Raw genomic sequence first — 15,418 nt, 5'->3', positions numbered from 1 at the left:
CGGCTTAGTCTACCTCGCCGCACAGCTCGCAAGGTTGATCCGTTTCGCCGTGGATGGCCAGGATGCCGACATCGCTGGCGCAGTGCTCGCAGAGGGTGAGCAAGGCTTGGGTGTTTTCCAAGGACTCTTGGCTCATGCCGCTCAAGACTTGATACTGTTGCATGTCTCAGCCTTTCATTGCTTGGATGGAGCCCGTACCCTAAACCGTTATGGCGCGGGTCGCCATACTCAGATAGGACAGGTCGGGCTGGGCGGCGCGTCATAAAAGCGTCACTGAACGCCGCCGTCGCTTATCAGGCGGTGGTCAGCACCACCACCGAGGAAATCACCACCGCCATGCCCACCCAGCCCAGCGGCTTGAGCCGCTGGCCAAAGAAGATGCGCGCGCCGATGGCGGTGCCGATGATGCCCAGCGCGCCCCACAGCGCGTAGGCCACGGCCAGATCGATGCCGCGCACCGCCTGGCCCAGCAGGGCGAAAGCCACCCAGACCATGGCGATGGCGCCGAAGCCCCAGGCCTTGTTGCGGAAGCCGTTGGATTTTTCCAGCATCAGGTTGGCGGCCACCTCGATCAGGGCCGAGGACACCACGAATACATAAAATACGGTTTTCATGCGCTTTGCTCCTGAGTGTGTTCATCGGCTTCGCCGGCCACCACGCAGGCGATGCCCACCACGGACAAGGCCAGTCCGATGATTTCCTGCGTCAGCAGCGTTTCGCCGAACAGATGGACGCCGATCAGCGCCAGGCCGGCCAGACCCAGGGCTTCCCAGGCGGCGTAGGCGACGCCCACGGAAATGGTGCGGATGGCGAGGGACAGGAAGTAATAGGACAGCGCCAGCGCCGCCGCCATCACGCCGTAGCCCCAGTAGCTCTCGGTGCGGGCGGCGTAGGCCATGAAGGACGTGCCCAGGATTTCGGTGGCGATGGCCACCAGTAGAAAGGCCCAGCCCAGCCAGGCTGGGGAAGACGATTGAGTTTGCATGCTACGCTCCTGTGATTGGAAATCCGGAAGCCACATGCGCTAGAGGCGCAACAACGCTCCGCTAAAAGCGCGGATGACGCCGTCAGCAAAGACAGTCGGTCGCTTAGGCTGCCCCGTGAAACCGTCTGGGGCAGAAGGGTTGTTTATCGCATTGAAGCGCAAGATAAGCGCCTGTCAAAGGCGAGGCGCTTATGGTGGCTGTTTGATATTTTGAACAAATATAACACAACGCTAATAGTTGTTCAATTTAATTGATAGCAAAAACTTTCAAATGCTATTTGCACGCGGCCATCCTGACGTTGTAGCGGCGCGCCAGGCGCGGCAGCGTGCCGTCGTGGCACAGCGCGTTCAAGGCTTGGTTGAAGTCCGCCACCATGCCGGGTTTCACTGATTTCAAAGGGAATCCGTATAGATAGGTCAGCGGCTGTATGGTGGCCAGCGGGCGCAGGCCGCTCAGCGCTTCGCGCCGGATGATGTAGCGAGTGACGTCTTCGTTGGCGAAAACCACCGCGTCCGCGCCGTAACGCATGGCGGCCAATTTCTTTAACACCGTTTCCTGATTGTTTTCCACGGAGATGTTCATATTGGGCAAGCCGGCGATCAGCTTGTCCAGGGCGTTTTGAGAGATGGACGGGCCGTAGACCGCGATGCGGTGGTTGAGCAGGTCCTGGGGGCGCTGGTAGCGGAAGGTGGAGCTGGCGGTGGCGAACAGGCCGTAACTGCTGTTGTACACCGGGGCGCTCAAGGCCAGCGACATCCTGCGCTCGGGCGTGTCCTGCACCGGGAAAATGCCGTCCACCTTGCCTTCATCGGCCAGCAGCAGGGCGCGGCGCCAGACCATGGCCTGGATTTCGCAGTTCCAGTTCAGCCGCTGGCAGACGGCCACCAGCGTATCCACCATCAGGCCTTGGGGCTGGGGTTTGTCGGTCACCTCGATGAAGGGCGGAAAATCCTGGGTGACGAAGTGCAGGGTGGCCGCGTTGACGGGGAGCGACAGCGACAAGACCAGCGCGGCGCTGCTCGACAATTTCAGCATGTGCGGGCTTCTCCCCTGTGACGGCGCGGGGCCGGCGGCGCTCAGGCGAAAGCCGGTTTTAACGCCGTATCGCCGCAGCGCGGCAGACTTTGAACAGTTTCCTTATTACATTATGGTTGAGTTTTGACGCCGGTTTCTCGCTTTATCGGCCGGCCGGGCGCGTCCTTGAACGGCGCCCGGCCGGCGCGTCTTAATAGCCCATCGTGGCGCCGTCAGGGTTGCGCGGGTCGGAATAGCCGTACAAGCCGCCGTCGCGCAGCTGTATGGTCTGGGTCCGGCCCATGCTGGGCTTGAGCGCGATCTTGTAGCCTTGTTCGCGCAGCAGGCGCAGCGTATCCGGGCTCAGGCCCTTTTCCACCCGCAATTCGTCCGGCAGCCATTGATGGTGCACCCGCGGCGTGGACGCGGCTTCCGCCGGGTTCATGCCGAAATCGACGGCGTTGACGATGGTCTGCAAAGTGGTGGTGATGATGCGCGCGCCGCCCGGGCTGCCGGTGACCAGCCAGGGCTTGCCGTTTTTCAGCACCAGCGTCGGCGACATCGAGGACAGCGGCCGCTTGCCGGCCGCCACCGCGTTGGCGTCGCCGCCGATCAGGCCGAAGGCGTTGGGCACGCCGGGCTTGACGGAAAAGTCGTCCATCTCGTTGTTGAGCAGAATGCCGGTGCCGCCGGCGACGATGCCGCTGCCGAAATTCAGGTTCAGCGTGTAAGTCACCGCCACCGCGTTGCCTTGCTTGTCCACGATGGAGTAATGGGTGGTCTGGTCGCTCTCATAGGGCTGCGGCTTGCCGGGTTTGATCTCGGCGGCGGGGCGGGCCTTGACCGGGTCTATCGTCGTGGCCAGCTGATCGGCGTAGCGCTTGGAGGTCAGGCCGGCCTGCGGCACTTTGACGAAGGCCGGGTCGCCCAGGTATTCCGAGCGGTCGGCGTAGGCCAGCTTCATCGCCTCGGCCAGATAGTGGATGGTCTGCGCGCTGTTGGGGCCGTAGTCGGCCAGCGGATAGCGTTCCAGCAGGTTCAGGATCTGGACGATGTGGATGCCGCCGGAGCTGGGCGGCGGCATGGATACCACTTGGTAGCCGCGATACGTGCCGCTGACCGGCGCGCGCTCCTCCACCTTGTAGCCGGCCAGATCGGCCTTGTTGATCAGGCCGCCGTGGCGCGCCATTTCCGCCACGATCTTGTCGGCGATGTCGCCCTGGTAGAAGGCTTTGGGTCCTTGTCGCGCGATCAGGCGCAGCGATTTGCCCAGATCGCGCTGCACCAGCTTCTCGCCGGCGCGCAGCGGGCGGCCGTCGCGGAAGAACACCGCCCGGCTGCTGTCCCAGCGGCCCAGATTGTCTTTTTCCACTTCCAGCATTTCCGCCAGCGTCTGAGACACCGGGAAACCTTGCTCCGCCAGCTTCACCGCCGGCGCAATCACCTTGGCCAGCGGCAGGCTGCCCCAGCGCTGCTGAGCGTGGGCCAGGCCGGCCACGGTGCCGGGCACGCCCACCGCCAGATGGGTGTACAGCGAGCGGCCGTCCACGACCTTGCCCTGCGCGTCCAGATACATGTCGCGGCTGGCCTTGGCCGGCGCGATCTCGCGGAAATCCAGCGCGATATTGCGGCCGCTCTTGGCGTCGTGCAGCACCATGAAGCCGCCGCCGCCCAGGTTGCCGGCGTTGGGCAGCGTCACCGCCAGCGCAAAGCCCACCGCCACCGCGGCGTCCACCGCATTGCCGCCCTGGCGCAGAATGTCCAGGCCCACCTGGGTGGCCAGGCCCTGTTCGGTGGCCACCATGCCGTTGCGGGCGTAGACCGGGTGGAAGACATCGTAGTCGTAATCGTATTTGACCTGCGGCGGCGCCGGCGGGCTCAGCGCCAGGGCCGGGGCGTTGAAGCCCAGGCTCAGGCCCAGGCTCAGGGCCAGCGCGCTCAGCAGCAGTCTGGGGCGGGGACGGAATGGCGTCATGGTGATTCTCCTTTGTTGTTGGCGTTTTATGAATGTTGTGATTGCGAGAACATTCTACGGTGCCGCCGCCTGTCGCAAAAGCCTGATTTTCCATGCCAAATGATTTGAAAATCCCAAGCAGACACGCCTATAAAGAATCGAGTTTCATAAGTCATCACCTAGGGGGCTACCATGAGCATATCCCAACGTTTGCTGCTGACCCTGGCGGTCGCCTTGCTCGGCTTGTTCATTGTGGGCAGCTTCGGGCTGCTCCAGCTGCACCGGGCCAATGAGCGCTTCGACTATCTGCAGGCCAACACCTTTCCCAGCATCCACACCCTGGATCAGGCCTTGCAGGCGCAAACCGATATGCGGGTGCTGACCTACCGCCACGGCATCAGCGAAGATCCCAAGGTCAAGGCCGATATCGAAGCCAATATCGCGCAGCTGGACAAGCAGATGGACACGGCGCTGGATCATTACCAGAAAGACCTGGTGTCCGACGACGAGGACAGGCGGATGATAGAAAAAGACCGAGCGGACATCCGGATCTACCGCCAGCAGCGCGACACCGTGTTCAAGATCTCCCGCGAGCAGCCGCCGGAAACCACGCGGCGGGAGCTGGTGGGCGGTCCGCTGTTGGCCACGGCCAAGACCGTGGTCAAGGACATCAAGGAGCATATTGAATTCAACTACGGCCTGGCCAAGAAATTGGCGGGCGAGAACGCCACGGCGTATCAGGAGGCTTTCGTGTCCTCCCTGGTGGTGATTGTGGGCGCCCTGATTCTGAGCGGGGCGCTGGGCTTCGCGCTGTTCCGCAGCATACGCAGCAGCCTGAACCAGATTGGCGAAACCCTGGATCAGGTCAGCGCCAGCAAGGATTTCCGCCTGCGGGCCAAGGTCTTGCGCAAGGACGAGATCGGCCGCACCGCCGCCGCCTTCAACCATTTGCTGGACGATCTGCAGCATAGCTTCCGCGGCATACGCGACAATATTTCGGAAATCGACAAAGCCACCTCCGGCCTGGCGGCCAACACCAATCAGATAGCGCGCAGCTCGGAGGTGCAGAGCGAATCCGCCGGGGCGATGGCGGCGGCGGTGGAGCAGATGACGGTGAGCATCAACCATGTGGCGGACAACGCGGTGGAGGCGCGCACCCAGGCGCAGCAGGCGGGCAGCATGGCCACCGAGGGCGGCCAGGTGATCTCCGCCACCGTGCTGGGCATTTCCGAGGTGGCGGGCGCGATCAGCGACGCCTCGCATCGCATTGGGCAATTGAAGGAAGACAGCGCCACCATCGCCTCGGTGATGGGCGTGATCAAGGACATTGCGGACCAGACCAACCTTTTGGCGCTGAACGCGGCCATCGAGGCGGCGCGGGCCGGCGAAACCGGCCGCGGCTTCGCCGTGGTGGCGGACGAGGTGCGCAAGCTGGCCGAGCGCACCGCCAGTTCCACCACGGAAATCGGCTCCATCATCAACAAGATGCAAAGCAGCACGCTGGAAGCGGTGCAAAGCATGGAAAAAGTGGTGGAACAGGTGCATCAGGAAACCGACAACGCCCGCGAAGCCAGCAGCGTGATAGAGAAGATTCAAGACAGCAGCGGCCAGGCGATGGAACTGGTCAAGGACATTTCCGGCAGCATCAATGAGCAAAGCACCGCCAGCAACACCATTGCCCAAAAAGTGGAGCAGATTGCGCAGATGGCGGAAGAAAACGCGTCCGCCTCCAGCGCCTCGGCGGACGCGGCGGAGCAATTGCAGCAGCAGGCCAAGAATATCCTGAACACCGTGACCCAATATCAAGTGTAGGGCCGGGCCGACGCTCAATATTTGTTCTTAATAGATATTCTCACTTAGTACTTTCTCCTGTTTTCTGACTGCGCCTATAACAAAGCTACATGTGGTATCGGGCGAAGACACGGAGAATAAGGATGAATATCTCACAGCGACTCATGCTGACCTTGATGGTGGCCATGCTGGCCTTGATCGGCGTCGGCAGTTACGGCCTGTGGCAGTTGCACAGCGGCAATGAACGTTTCAACTATTTGAAGAACAACACCTTTCCCAGCATACAGGCGCTGGACCAGGGTCTGCTGGCCTTGACCAAGATGCGGGTGGCGGCTTACCGCCACGGCATCGCCGCGGACGCCAAGAGCAAGGCGGACGCCGAAGCGCAGATCGCCGAAGGCGACAAGATCCTGGATCAGGTGTTGGCCGCTTACGAGAAAGACCTGCTGTCCAACGACGCGGACCGCAAGCTGCTGCAACAGGACCGGGCGGATCTGCAAGCCTACCGCAATAATCGCGAAAGCTTTTTGAAGGCTTCGCGCGAGCATCCGGGGCCGGCGACGCAGGCCATGCTGGTGGCCGGGCCGATACCGGACTCCGCCAAGGCCCTGGCCAAAGACCTCAACGACCACATCGACTTCAATTACTCCATGGCGGACAGCCTGTCCAAGGACAACGCCGCCGCTTACAGCATGGCCTTCGGCAGCTCGGTGGCGGTAATCGCCGCCTGTCTGCTGCTGAGCGGCGGCCTGGGCTGGCTCTTGTTCAGCCATATCCGGACCAGCTTGCACCAGATCCGCTCCACGCTGTTCAAGGTGAATCAGCACAAAGACTTCACCTTGCGCGCGCCGGTGGGACGCATGGACGAGGTGGGCGAAACCGCCTCCGCCTTCAACCAGCTGCTGGAGAATCTGCAGCGCAGTTTCCGGGACATCCGCGACAGCATAGGCGCCATAGACGGCGCGATGTCCGGCCTGGCCAACAATACTCATGAAATCGCGCGTAGTTCGGAAATGCAAAGCGAATCCGCGGCGGCGATGGCGGCGGCGGTGGAGCAGATGACGGTGAGCATCAACCATGTCGCCTCCAGCGCGGTGGAAGCGCGCGGGCAGGCGCAGCAGGCCGGCGAGAGGGCGACCGAGGGCGGTCAGGTGATTTCCGCCACCGTGCGCGGCATCACCGAGGTGGCCGGCGCGATTACCGACGCCGCGCAACGCATTGGGCAGTTGAAGGAAGACAGCGCCACCATCGCCTCGGTGATGGGGGTGATCAAGGATATTGCGGATCAGACCAATCTCTTGGCGCTGAACGCGGCGATCGAGGCGGCGCGGGCCGGGGAGATGGGCCGCGGCTTCGCCGTGGTGGCGGACGAGGTGCGCAAGCTGGCCGAGCGCACCGCCAGCTCCACCACCGAGATCGCCGCCATCATCAACAAAATGCAGGGCAGCACGCTGGAAGCGGTGCAGAGCATGGAGAAAGTGGTGGAGCAGGTGCATCAGGAGACCGCCAACACCCGTGCCGCCAACGACGCCATCGACGGCATACGGGACAGCAGCGGCAAGGCGATGGAATTGGTGCGCGACATCTCCAACAGCATTTCCGAGCAGAGCGTGGCCAGCAACACCATCGCCCAGCGCGTGGAGCAGATTGCGCAGATGGCCGAGGAAAATTCGTCGGCGTCCAGCGGATCGGCGGACGCGGCGGGTCAGTTGAGCAAGCAGGCGCGGGTGATCTTGCAGACGGTGTCGGCCTATCAGGTGTGAAGCCCGGCGCCGGAATGCCAAAAGGCGGCGCGGCATGCTTGCCGTTCGCCGCCTTTTGGCGTGTGGGAGCCGGCTTATTCAGCCTGCTTGTCGGCCTTGTCCCGCTTGGCGCGTTTTAGCTCCTTCTTCTTGGCCGGTTTGTCGGTCATCGGGTGCTTCAGCACCTTGGCGGCCAGCTTCCTGGCCGATTTGGTGGCCTTCTTCTGTCCGCGCACCTTGTCCGCCAGCGCCGCCAGTTTCTTGGCGGCGCGCTTGTTCTTGGCCATCTGACTCTCCTTTACGGATTGATGAATCGAAGCCCCATGGTAAGGCGTCGGGGGGAATAAGCACCGGGTCTTTAGGCCATTGACGGATGGGCTTGGGCGTGAAAGCCGCTGGGGGAGGGGACGGGAATGACAAGCATTTCGGCTGGGCGAGTCACCCGCCTGTGGTTTTTATCCGGCACCAAGAGGGAGGGTGAATGGATCAAACAGGTGACTCGCGCAGCCGCCTTGCCAGCGCTTTCCAGCAAGGATTGCAGGCTTTTTACCATAGATTGCCGGCGCCAGCCATTGTCACATTCCCCATTGCCGCCCGGACGAGGGCCGTCCGGGCGCGTTTTGCGGCTTAGGGAAGCGCGGCTTGCGCCTCCGCGTCCGACTCATGCATGCGGATGCTGACCGCGATCAACACTTCCAGATGGTCGAAGAAACCGGCCCAAGCGCCGCGCTGCGGGCTGAAGTCGAACAAATTCATATCATGGGCGATGCGGCTGAGCAGGCCGTGGCCGGCGTGCTCCGGGTGCTGGCGGAACAGCTCAACCAGCGCGCGGCCGTGACGCTCTCCCAGCGCGTAGGCCTCCGGGAAATCCCGGCACAGAGGCACACGCCAGTAATGCGGCCGGCTGCGCGCGGGCGAGGGGCCGACAAAGGGCAACTTGGCTTCGCGGGCTTCCAGCAAACGGTAGAAGGCGCGCAGTTCTTCCTTGGTTTTACTCATGGCGGGTCTCCTGGTTGAAGCCGGCAAGCGCGGATGCGGGGAAAGACGGGGACGCGGGGCGGGATACGCGCCGAATGGATTTCGACATTGCTACCTCCTCAAGCGGATGCCGGCCTGGCCGCGGGGCGCGGCTAGGCGGGCGCATGACAAGGTTGGACTACCGGGAGACTACTCCAAAGACCGGCGCACCATGAGGTGCCCTCGCCATGGCCCGCCCGAATAGGCAAAGCAATAGCGAGGCAGAGCGCGGGGAGGCCGCGGTCTGCCGGAGTCGTCTCAATGTCGGGAGTCCAAGCCCGAGCGCCGCAATTGCAGCGGCGCGCGGCTATTGTTGGCGAGGCGGGGCTTTGCTGTCAATGAAGGGACGGCATCCGTGAAAAAACCGCCCCGCGGATCAGGCCGGCGGGGCGGGGGATGAAGCCGTTGAATCGCGGGCTTAGAGCTTGAAGGCCAGCGTGGTCTGCTGCAGCCGCTCCGCCACCACCGCCAGTTCGCGGGTGGCTTGCGAGAACACGTCCACGGCCACGCCGTTTTCCTTGGACATCTGGGCGATGGCCTCCACGCGGCCGGCCAGATCGGTGCTGGCCTGGCGTTGTTCCTGCATCGCCAGCGCGATGTCGCTGATGGCGCCCACCACTTCCTCCGCCCGCACTTCCACCGAACTGATGGTGGTGGACACATGTTCCGACGATTCCACCACCTGGCTGACGATGTGGCGGCTATTGCGCATGCTGTCCACCGCCTCCTTCGCCCCGGCCTGGATCTTGGCGATCATCTGGGTGATTTCGGTGGCGGAGCCGGTGGTGCGCTCGGCCAGCTTGCGCACTTCGTCGGCCACCACGGCAAAGCCGCGGCCCTGTTCGCCGGCGCGCGCGGCCTCGATGGCGGCGTTGAGCGCCAAGAGGTTGGTCTGATCCGCCACTTCCTTGATCACGGTGGCGATGCTGCTGATCATTTGCGCCTGTTCGGACAGCGATTCCAGGTTGTTGGCGGAGGCGGCCACGCTGTCGTTGACCTTGCGCACTTGCTGGGTGGAGTCCTGCACTTCCTTATTGCCTATCTTGGCCTGACTGCCGGCTTCGCTGGCCTGGGAGTCCGCCAGCGAGGCGTTGTTGGAGCATTGGTCGATGCTAACGGTCAGCTCTTCGATCGAGGCGGCGGCGCTGGAGGTGGCGTTGACCTGCTGACCGATGCTGGCGCTGACTTGCTCGGTGGAGGCGGCCAGTTCCTCGGCGGTGGCGGCCACGCTGGAGGCGGAGTTGATGATGTCGCCCACGGTGACGCGCAGTTTTTTCTGGGTGTCGGACAGCGATTGCATCATCTGGGCCACTTCGTCCCGGCCTTGCACCTCAATGGTGCCGGTCAGGTCGCCGTTGCCCAGCTGGAACAGCGCCGCCATGCCTTTTTTCAGGCTGCCGATGATGCCGTTCTGTATCACCACGCCCAGTGACAGCAGCACGAGCACGGCCGCCACCAGCACGGCGACGACGGTGTTGCGCGCGCGTTCGTATTTGGCCGCGGCGTCTTGCAAGGCTTGGTCGGCCAGCTTGACGTTGATGGCGACGATCTCGCTCATGATGTCGTCGGCCACTTGGAATTTGGGCCGGCACTCCTTGGCCATCAGCGCCAGCGCTTTCTTGTTGTTGGCGCCGTCGCCGGTGTCGCTGTAGCTGAGGTCGCGCACCTTTTTGCAGGCTTCTTCCATTGGCGGCCAGGCGGCGTCAAAGCGTTTGAGCGCGTCCACTTCCTGCGGCGAGAGCACCGTTTGGCGGTAGAGATCCATCAGCCGGTTCATTTCCTTCACGTATTTGGCGCGGTTGATGGCGACTTGATCCATCGTGGCTTTTTCGGTTTCGGCGATGAAGCGGTAATCGGAGCGGCTGGCGTAGATGGCGTATTGGTTGGCCACGGCCACCCAGTTGACCGGCATCAACTGGTTGGCGTGCATGCTGACGGTCAGTTGGTTCATTTCCGAGGTGCTGCTGACGCCCACCACCCCAATGGCCACGCTGGCCAGAACGCCCAACAGGATCAGGCCGAAAATCTTGACCTTGATGCTGAACTGCGCAAGAAAGTTTCCCATCGCTCGCTCCCTAACTTCCGCCGATAACCACGCATTGTTTTCTAGCTACTGTTATAAGTGTGTAGTGCAGCTGTATTCATCTTGCAATGCTTGATGTAGGAAATTTTGCAGACGGGCAGTTCGTTCTAGGCGAATGATTTTCAGTTCCATGTCCGCCTGGGAGCGGAGATTGAAATTGCGCGGCCAGCGCTTATCTTTGAAACTGAGGCGGCGGACAATGGGCGCGGGGAACGGGGCGGGCGGCCGGCGGTCTGAGTTAGCTTGTTCACGGGGCAGTTTAGAAGCGGCGGGCGGTGCGCCCGCCCGATTAAGAGCCACTAACAGAACCTCGCAGAGACCCTGAGCCAAGGCGCGCCGACGCAGGCAGTACAAGCCGTACGGCAAGGAGGCGCCACGCGGGAGCAGGGGTTTTGTTAGCGGGTCAAAAGAAGCGTATCGCATGAAAGCCATTACCGTAGCCACTTACAACATCCACAAGGGCATGTCGCCGCTGAACCGCCATGTGCGGCTGGGCGATATGGCCTCCGCGCTGGAATCCATAGACGCCGACGTGTTGTTCTTGCAGGAGGTGCAGGGCAAGAACATAGAACGCGCCTTGCAGCACGCCAGCTGGCCCAAGCTGCCGCAGCATCATTTCCTGGCGCGCCGGCTGGATCACAAGGCGGCTTACGGCCTGAACGCGGCCTATGAGCACGGCCATCACGGCAACGCCTTGCTGACGCGCTTTCCCATCAATACCTGGTGCAACCGCGATATCTCGGTCAACCGCTTCGAGAACCGCGGCCTGCTGCACTGTCAGCTGACGCCGGCGGGCTGGAAGCGGCCGGTGGTGACCTTGTGCGGCCATTTCAATCTGTTGGCGCGGGACCGGCGCAAGCAGTATCTGGACCTGGCGCGCTATGTGCGCGAGAACGTGCCGGCGGACGCGCCGCTGATTCTGGCCGGCGATTTCAACGACTGGCGGGAAGAGGCGACGGATCACCTGATGGACAGCCTGGGCATGGTGGAGGTGTTCGATCAGTTGTTCGGCCGCCATGCGCGCAGCTTTCCGGCGCGCATGCCCATGTTGCCGCTGGACCGGATCTATGTGCGCGGGCTGAAGCCCTTGGGGGCGGAGGTGCTGAAGGGCGCGCCGTGGTCGCGCTTGTCCGATCATTTGCCGCTGTCCGCCAGTTTGGCGCCGATTTGAGGGATAGACTTTGAACCGGTTCTGAGAGTCCAATGAAGGAAAACAGGGCTCCGCATTGCGGAGCCCTGTCGCTTTGTCACGGACCGGTTTAGAGGTGGAAGCGCTCCACCACGTTCTTCAGCTTGCTGGCGTGGCCGTTCAGCTCGCTCAGGGTGGCGCTGGCGCCTTGCGCCACCTCGGAGGTGCTGCGGGTCATGCCGTTGATGTGCTCGGTGTTGTGGGCGATGTTGCCGACGGCGGTGGATTGCTCGCGGGTGGCGTGGGTGATCTGGGTGAAGGTGTCCACCACTTGCCGCATCAGGCCGCCGATGTTTTCAATCTCGCTGGCCGCGCCCTGGGCCAGGCCCACGCTTTGGTCCACGGTGGAGCGGGCCTGCTGCATGCTGGCCACGGTGCCGGCGGTTTGCTGGCGCATGCCCTGGGTCATCTGGGTGATTTCGGTGGTGGCCTGGGCGGTGCGCTCGGCCAGTTTGCGCACTTCGTCCGCCACCACGGCGAAGCCGCGGCCCATTTCGCCGGCGCGCGCGGCTTCGATGGCGGCGTTGAGCGCCAAGAGGTTGGTCTGGTCGGCGATGTCCTTGATCACGTTGACGATGGAGCTGATTTCCTCGGAGCGGGTGCCCAGCGAGTTCAGCGTGTCGCTGAGGGTGGACATGGCCTGGGACAGTTTGCCCACCTCGGCCGAAACCTGATGCATGGCGTGGCGGCCGCGCTCCGCGCTGCTATTGGCCTGGGAGATGATGGCGTTGGCGTCGGCGGTGGTGTCGGCCACATGGGTGACGCTGACGGTGATCTGCTCAATGGTGGCGGCGCTGGAGCTGATGGCCTGGTTGACCTGGTCCGCGTCCTCGCTGATGCGGTTGGTGGTCTGGTGCAGGGAGCCGACGGCGCTGACCAGCTGGCCGGCGTTGTTGTTGACTTCGCCTATCAAGCGGCGCAGCCGCTGATTCATCACGCCGATCTGGCCCAGCGCGCTGGCTTCCGGCGCCTTGGGCACGTCCACGGCCAGGTTGCCGGAGGCGATTTCCTGCAACACGCCTTCGATGTCGGTGACCGATCCGCCCAGCTGGGTATGGATCTGGCGGCGGCCCAGCAGGATCAGCAGCAGGATTTCGCCCACCAGCAGCACGATGGCGGTGAGGAACTGAAGCTGGGCGCTGGACAGCCGGTCCTTAGCCTGGGCCAGCGCGGCGTTGGTGCGTTGGTCCAGCAGCACGAAGAAGTCGTCGATGGGCTTCATGATCTGGGCTTTGAACTGGTGGTATTCCTTGCTGTGCACCAGTTTGCGCGCCAGTTCCATGTCCGGCTGGCCGCTGACGCTGTACTGCCCCTGGGCGTCGGCGAACTTGCCCTTGACCGCGTTCATCGCCCGCACTTCCAGCTTGACCAGGCCGTCCGAGTTGGCTTGCGCCTCCTTGAGCTTGGCGAACTCGCCTTCGGTGAAGCCGGCTTGCTGCATCAGGGTTTGCAGCGGCACGGTTTCGCTGTCCTGCCGGGGTTTTTCCTGGCCGGCGGCGACGAAGTCCCAATAGATGCGGTTGTATTCCTGCGGACGCGGCGCCTTGCCGTTGCGGATGTCCAGCACGCGGTTGTATTGCTGCTCATAGCCGGGGTCGCCGGTGACGACGTAGGTGCGGCCCAGCCGGGTCAGGTCGTCCGAGCTTTGCCGTAGTTCCGAGGCCAGCAGGTAGGAGTGATAACGGCTTTCGCTGGCGGCGCTCATCACGTCCACCGCCTGGCGCATGGAAATGAAGGTGTAGATCACGCCGATAAAGGTGAGCGCGATGAGAATCAGCAGGCCGGTGATGGCCTGGTTGGCGCGAAAATTTTTCATGTGGAGAGGTCCTCGCAGTGCGGCTGAACGATAGTTGTGGTGGCCGGTCAATATCGGGTTCCATGGCCCGCGGTGACGCGGCCGGCGGCGCTGGTTTCTCCTCTGGGGAGAGTGGGGGCGGCGGCGTGGAAGCGCTGCATCTGGGCTTGCACTTGGTCCGCATGGCCGCGGCTGTCCGCCGAGATGGCGGCGAGTTCTTCCACCAGGCTGGCGTTTTGCCGGGTGGCGGCGCTCAGTTGCTGAATGGTGGCGTTGATTTGTCCCACGCCTTGCGCCTGTTCGTTGGCGGCCACGGCGATTTGCTGGATCAGGCTGGCGGTCTTGCCGCTGGAGGAGACGATGGCGGCCAGTTGCGCGCCGGCCTGGCCGGCGAGCTGTACGCCGCTGGCGGCCATGCCGCTGATCTCTCTGGCCGCCAGCTGGCTGCGCTCCGCCAGTTTGCGCACTTCCTGGGCCACGATGGAGAAGCCGTTGCCCTGGGCGCCGGCGCGGGCGGCTTCGATGGCGGCGTTGAGCGCCAGCAGATTGGTTTGATAGGCGATGTCGTCTATCACCGAGATGTGTTCCGCGATGCGCCGCATGCTGCGCACGGTGTGTTCGACGATTTCGCCGCCCTGGCGCGCGTCGTCCGCCGCCTGGACGGCCATGGTTTCGGTGAGCTTGGCGTTGTCGCTGCTCTGGTTGATGGCGGAGGAGATCTGCTCCAGCGAGCAGGCGGCCTCGGACAGGCTGGCCGCCTGGCCGTTGGTGTTGAGGGACAGCTGCTGGGAGCTGTGGTTGATCTGGGCCGACATCATGGACAGATGGCCGGCGCCGCGCTGGGAATCCGCTATCGCGCGGCTGAGCGTGGTCACGGTCTGGAGCATGGCTTCCGCCAGGCTGTCCCTGGGGTAGCCGCCGGGCGGGGCCGCGGCGGCCAGATCGCCGGCCGCCACCGCCCGCATCAGCCGGGTGACGCGCAAGGGCTCGTCGCCCAGCATGGCGAACAGGCGCCGGTAAATGGTCCAGAACATCAACAGGCCCAGCGCGCAGCAGCCCAGCATCAGGCCGATGACGATGGCCAGCCATAGCCCGGCCTGGGTCCGGGATTGGGCGACGGCCTGGTTGGTGCGCTCTTCCATCAGCCGGTAGAAGGCGTCCACCGGCTGCATGATGGCGGCCTTGTCCAGATGGTATTGGCGGTCGTGCAGGATGCGCCGGGCCAGTTCCGGGTCCGGCGGGCCTTGGCGGCTGAAGCCGCCCTGGCCGTCGGCGAAGCGTCCCTTCATCGCGTTCATCGCCACGGTTTCGGTGTTGACCAGCCGGTCCGAGTTGGCCTGGGCCAGCCCGAGCTGGTCGAATTCCTGCTGGGTGAAGCCGGCCTGCCGCATCAGCTGTTGCAGCGGCACGGCGGGGCCGTCCGGCTGCGGCTTGTTGTCGCTAGCCGCCATGAAGTCCCAGTAGATGCGGTTGTAGTGCTGCGGGCGCGGCTGCTGGCCGTTGCGTATCGCCAGCACCGCCCAGTATTGCCGCTCGTAGCGCGGGTCCGCGGTTTCCGCGTAGGTGCGGACCAGGCGGGTGAGGTCGTCCGAGCTTTGCCGCAGTTCGTTGGCCAAGAGATAGCTTTGATTGCGCTGAGATTCCGCCTGGGCTTGCAGATCCAGCTCATGCCGCAGGCGCAGGGTGCACAGCAGGAGCAGCAGCAAAAGCAGGGCGAAGACGCCGGCGCTGGCCGTCAGCAGGGATTTGATGCTCAGTTTCATAGGCCTCCCGCCATGCTGCTGTTGCCGTGTTCGCACCGTCGCGCGTTGGCTTGCTTACTGTTTTTTATAAAACAATCTGTTTCT

General features: G+C 63.5%; 13 protein-coding genes. 3 read left to right on the top strand and 10 right to left on the bottom strand.

The annotated features are described in order from the left end of the window. Positions 1-4: 4 nt before the first annotated feature. From JC616_RS11980 to ggt, 5 genes are all read right to left on the bottom strand, one after another. Complete coding sequence (locus tag JC616_RS11980) at positions 5-163, bottom strand: hypothetical protein (protein WP_158274264.1); 159 nt, start codon at positions 161-163, stop codon at positions 5-7. Positions 164-293: 130 nt separating this feature from the next. Further along, complete coding sequence (locus JC616_RS11975; protein WP_107799058.1) at positions 294-614, bottom strand: SMR family transporter; 321 nt, start codon at positions 612-614, stop codon at positions 294-296. Next, positions 611-985 (bottom strand): DMT family transporter, encoded by a 375-nt coding sequence (locus tag JC616_RS11970; RefSeq protein WP_107799059.1) that lies wholly within the window; start codon positions 983-985, stop codon positions 611-613. The genes JC616_RS11975 and JC616_RS11970 overlap by 4 nt, the downstream gene beginning before the upstream one ends. Before the next feature lie 274 nt (positions 986-1,259). Further along, positions 1,260-2,021 carry a substrate-binding periplasmic protein gene (locus tag JC616_RS11965; RefSeq protein WP_107799060.1) on the bottom strand — a complete coding sequence of 254 codons (762 nt, stop codon included), beginning with the start codon at positions 2,019-2,021 and terminating at the stop codon, positions 1,260-1,262. Positions 2,022-2,211: 190 nt separating this feature from the next. Beyond that, entirely contained in the window at positions 2,212-3,975 is a 1,764-nt protein-coding gene (gene ggt / locus JC616_RS11960; protein ID WP_227108479.1) for a gamma-glutamyltransferase, read from the bottom strand. A gap of 171 nt (positions 3,976-4,146) precedes the next feature. On the opposite strand from ggt, the gene JC616_RS11955 reads away from it, so the two are divergent. Continuing rightward, on the top strand, positions 4,147-5,766 hold the full coding sequence (locus JC616_RS11955; protein WP_107799062.1) for a methyl-accepting chemotaxis protein: 1,620 nt from the start codon (positions 4,147-4,149) through the stop codon (positions 5,764-5,766). A gap of 122 nt (positions 5,767-5,888) precedes the next feature. Further along, entirely contained in the window at positions 5,889-7,508 is a 1,620-nt protein-coding gene (locus JC616_RS11950; protein ID WP_253315306.1) for a methyl-accepting chemotaxis protein, read from the top strand. A 74-nt stretch (positions 7,509-7,582) separates the two neighbouring features. Here JC616_RS11950 and JC616_RS11945 read toward each other — a convergent pair whose 3' ends face one another. The 3 genes from JC616_RS11945 to JC616_RS24510 all read right to left on the bottom strand — a co-directional run bounded on the left by JC616_RS11945 (position 7,583) and on the right by JC616_RS24510 (position 10,569). Then, positions 7,583-7,774, bottom strand: coding sequence for a hypothetical protein (locus JC616_RS11945; protein ID WP_107799064.1), 192 nt, complete (start codon positions 7,772-7,774; stop codon positions 7,583-7,585). Between the two features lie 340 nt (positions 7,775-8,114). After that, on the bottom strand, positions 8,115-8,486 hold the full coding sequence (locus tag JC616_RS11940; protein ID WP_227108476.1) for a hypothetical protein: 372 nt from the start codon (positions 8,484-8,486) through the stop codon (positions 8,115-8,117). 436 nt (positions 8,487-8,922) lie between these two features. After that, complete coding sequence (locus tag JC616_RS24510) at positions 8,923-10,569, bottom strand: methyl-accepting chemotaxis protein (protein ID WP_264373001.1); 1,647 nt, start codon at positions 10,567-10,569, stop codon at positions 8,923-8,925. Positions 10,570-11,008: 439 nt separating this feature from the next. Between JC616_RS24510 and JC616_RS11925 the strand changes: the two genes are divergently transcribed. Beyond that, positions 11,009-11,758, top strand: a complete 750-nt coding sequence (locus JC616_RS11925; protein WP_107799067.1) for an endonuclease/exonuclease/phosphatase family protein — start codon at positions 11,009-11,011, stop codon at positions 11,756-11,758. 88 nt (positions 11,759-11,846) lie between these two features. Here JC616_RS11925 and JC616_RS11920 read toward each other — a convergent pair whose 3' ends face one another. Further along, entirely contained in the window at positions 11,847-13,592 is a 1,746-nt protein-coding gene (locus JC616_RS11920; protein WP_227108475.1) for a methyl-accepting chemotaxis protein, read from the bottom strand. A gap of 47 nt (positions 13,593-13,639) precedes the next feature. After that, positions 13,640-15,334, bottom strand: a complete 1,695-nt coding sequence (locus tag JC616_RS11915) for a methyl-accepting chemotaxis protein (protein ID WP_227108474.1) — start codon at positions 15,332-15,334, stop codon at positions 13,640-13,642. Between the last annotated feature and the right edge of the window lie 84 nt (positions 15,335-15,418).

This window comes from Chromobacterium rhizoryzae (assembly GCF_020544465.1).
Taxonomy (GTDB): Bacteria; Pseudomonadota; Gammaproteobacteria; order Burkholderiales; family Chromobacteriaceae; genus Chromobacterium.
This window is presented reverse-complemented; position numbering and strand designations above follow the sequence as displayed.

Excerpts from the sequence above, each read along its gene's own strand:
- JC616_RS11945 (WP_107799064.1), bottom strand. The coding sequence starts at position 7,774 with ATGGCCAAGAACAAGCGCGCCGCCAAGAAACTGGCGGCGCTGGCGGAC.
- JC616_RS11950 (WP_253315306.1), top strand. The coding sequence starts at position 5,889 with ATGAATATCTCACAGCGACTCATGCTGACCTTGATGGTGGCCATGCTG.
- JC616_RS11915 (WP_227108474.1), bottom strand. The coding sequence starts at position 15,334 with ATGAAACTGAGCATCAAATCCCTGCTGACGGCCAGCGCCGGCGTCTTC.
- JC616_RS11965 (WP_107799060.1), bottom strand. The coding sequence starts at position 2,021 with ATGCTGAAATTGTCGAGCAGCGCCGCGCTGGTCTTGTCGCTGTCGCTC.
- JC616_RS11940 (WP_227108476.1), bottom strand. The coding sequence starts at position 8,486 with ATGAGTAAAACCAAGGAAGAACTGCGCGCCTTCTACCGTTTGCTGGAA.
- JC616_RS11955 (WP_107799062.1), top strand. The coding sequence starts at position 4,147 with ATGAGCATATCCCAACGTTTGCTGCTGACCCTGGCGGTCGCCTTGCTC.
- JC616_RS11970 (WP_107799059.1), bottom strand. The coding sequence starts at position 985 with ATGCAAACTCAATCGTCTTCCCCAGCCTGGCTGGGCTGGGCCTTTCTA.
- JC616_RS24510 (WP_264373001.1), bottom strand. The coding sequence starts at position 10,569 with ATGGGAAACTTTCTTGCGCAGTTCAGCATCAAGGTCAAGATTTTCGGC.
- JC616_RS11925 (WP_107799067.1), top strand. The coding sequence starts at position 11,009 with ATGAAAGCCATTACCGTAGCCACTTACAACATCCACAAGGGCATGTCG.
- JC616_RS11920 (WP_227108475.1), bottom strand. The coding sequence starts at position 13,592 with ATGAAAAATTTTCGCGCCAACCAGGCCATCACCGGCCTGCTGATTCTC.
- ggt (WP_227108479.1), bottom strand. The coding sequence starts at position 3,975 with ATGACGCCATTCCGTCCCCGCCCCAGACTGCTGCTGAGCGCGCTGGCC.
- JC616_RS11980 (WP_158274264.1), bottom strand. The coding sequence starts at position 163 with ATGCAACAGTATCAAGTCTTGAGCGGCATGAGCCAAGAGTCCTTGGAA.
- JC616_RS11975 (WP_107799058.1), bottom strand. The coding sequence starts at position 614 with ATGAAAACCGTATTTTATGTATTCGTGGTGTCCTCGGCCCTGATCGAG.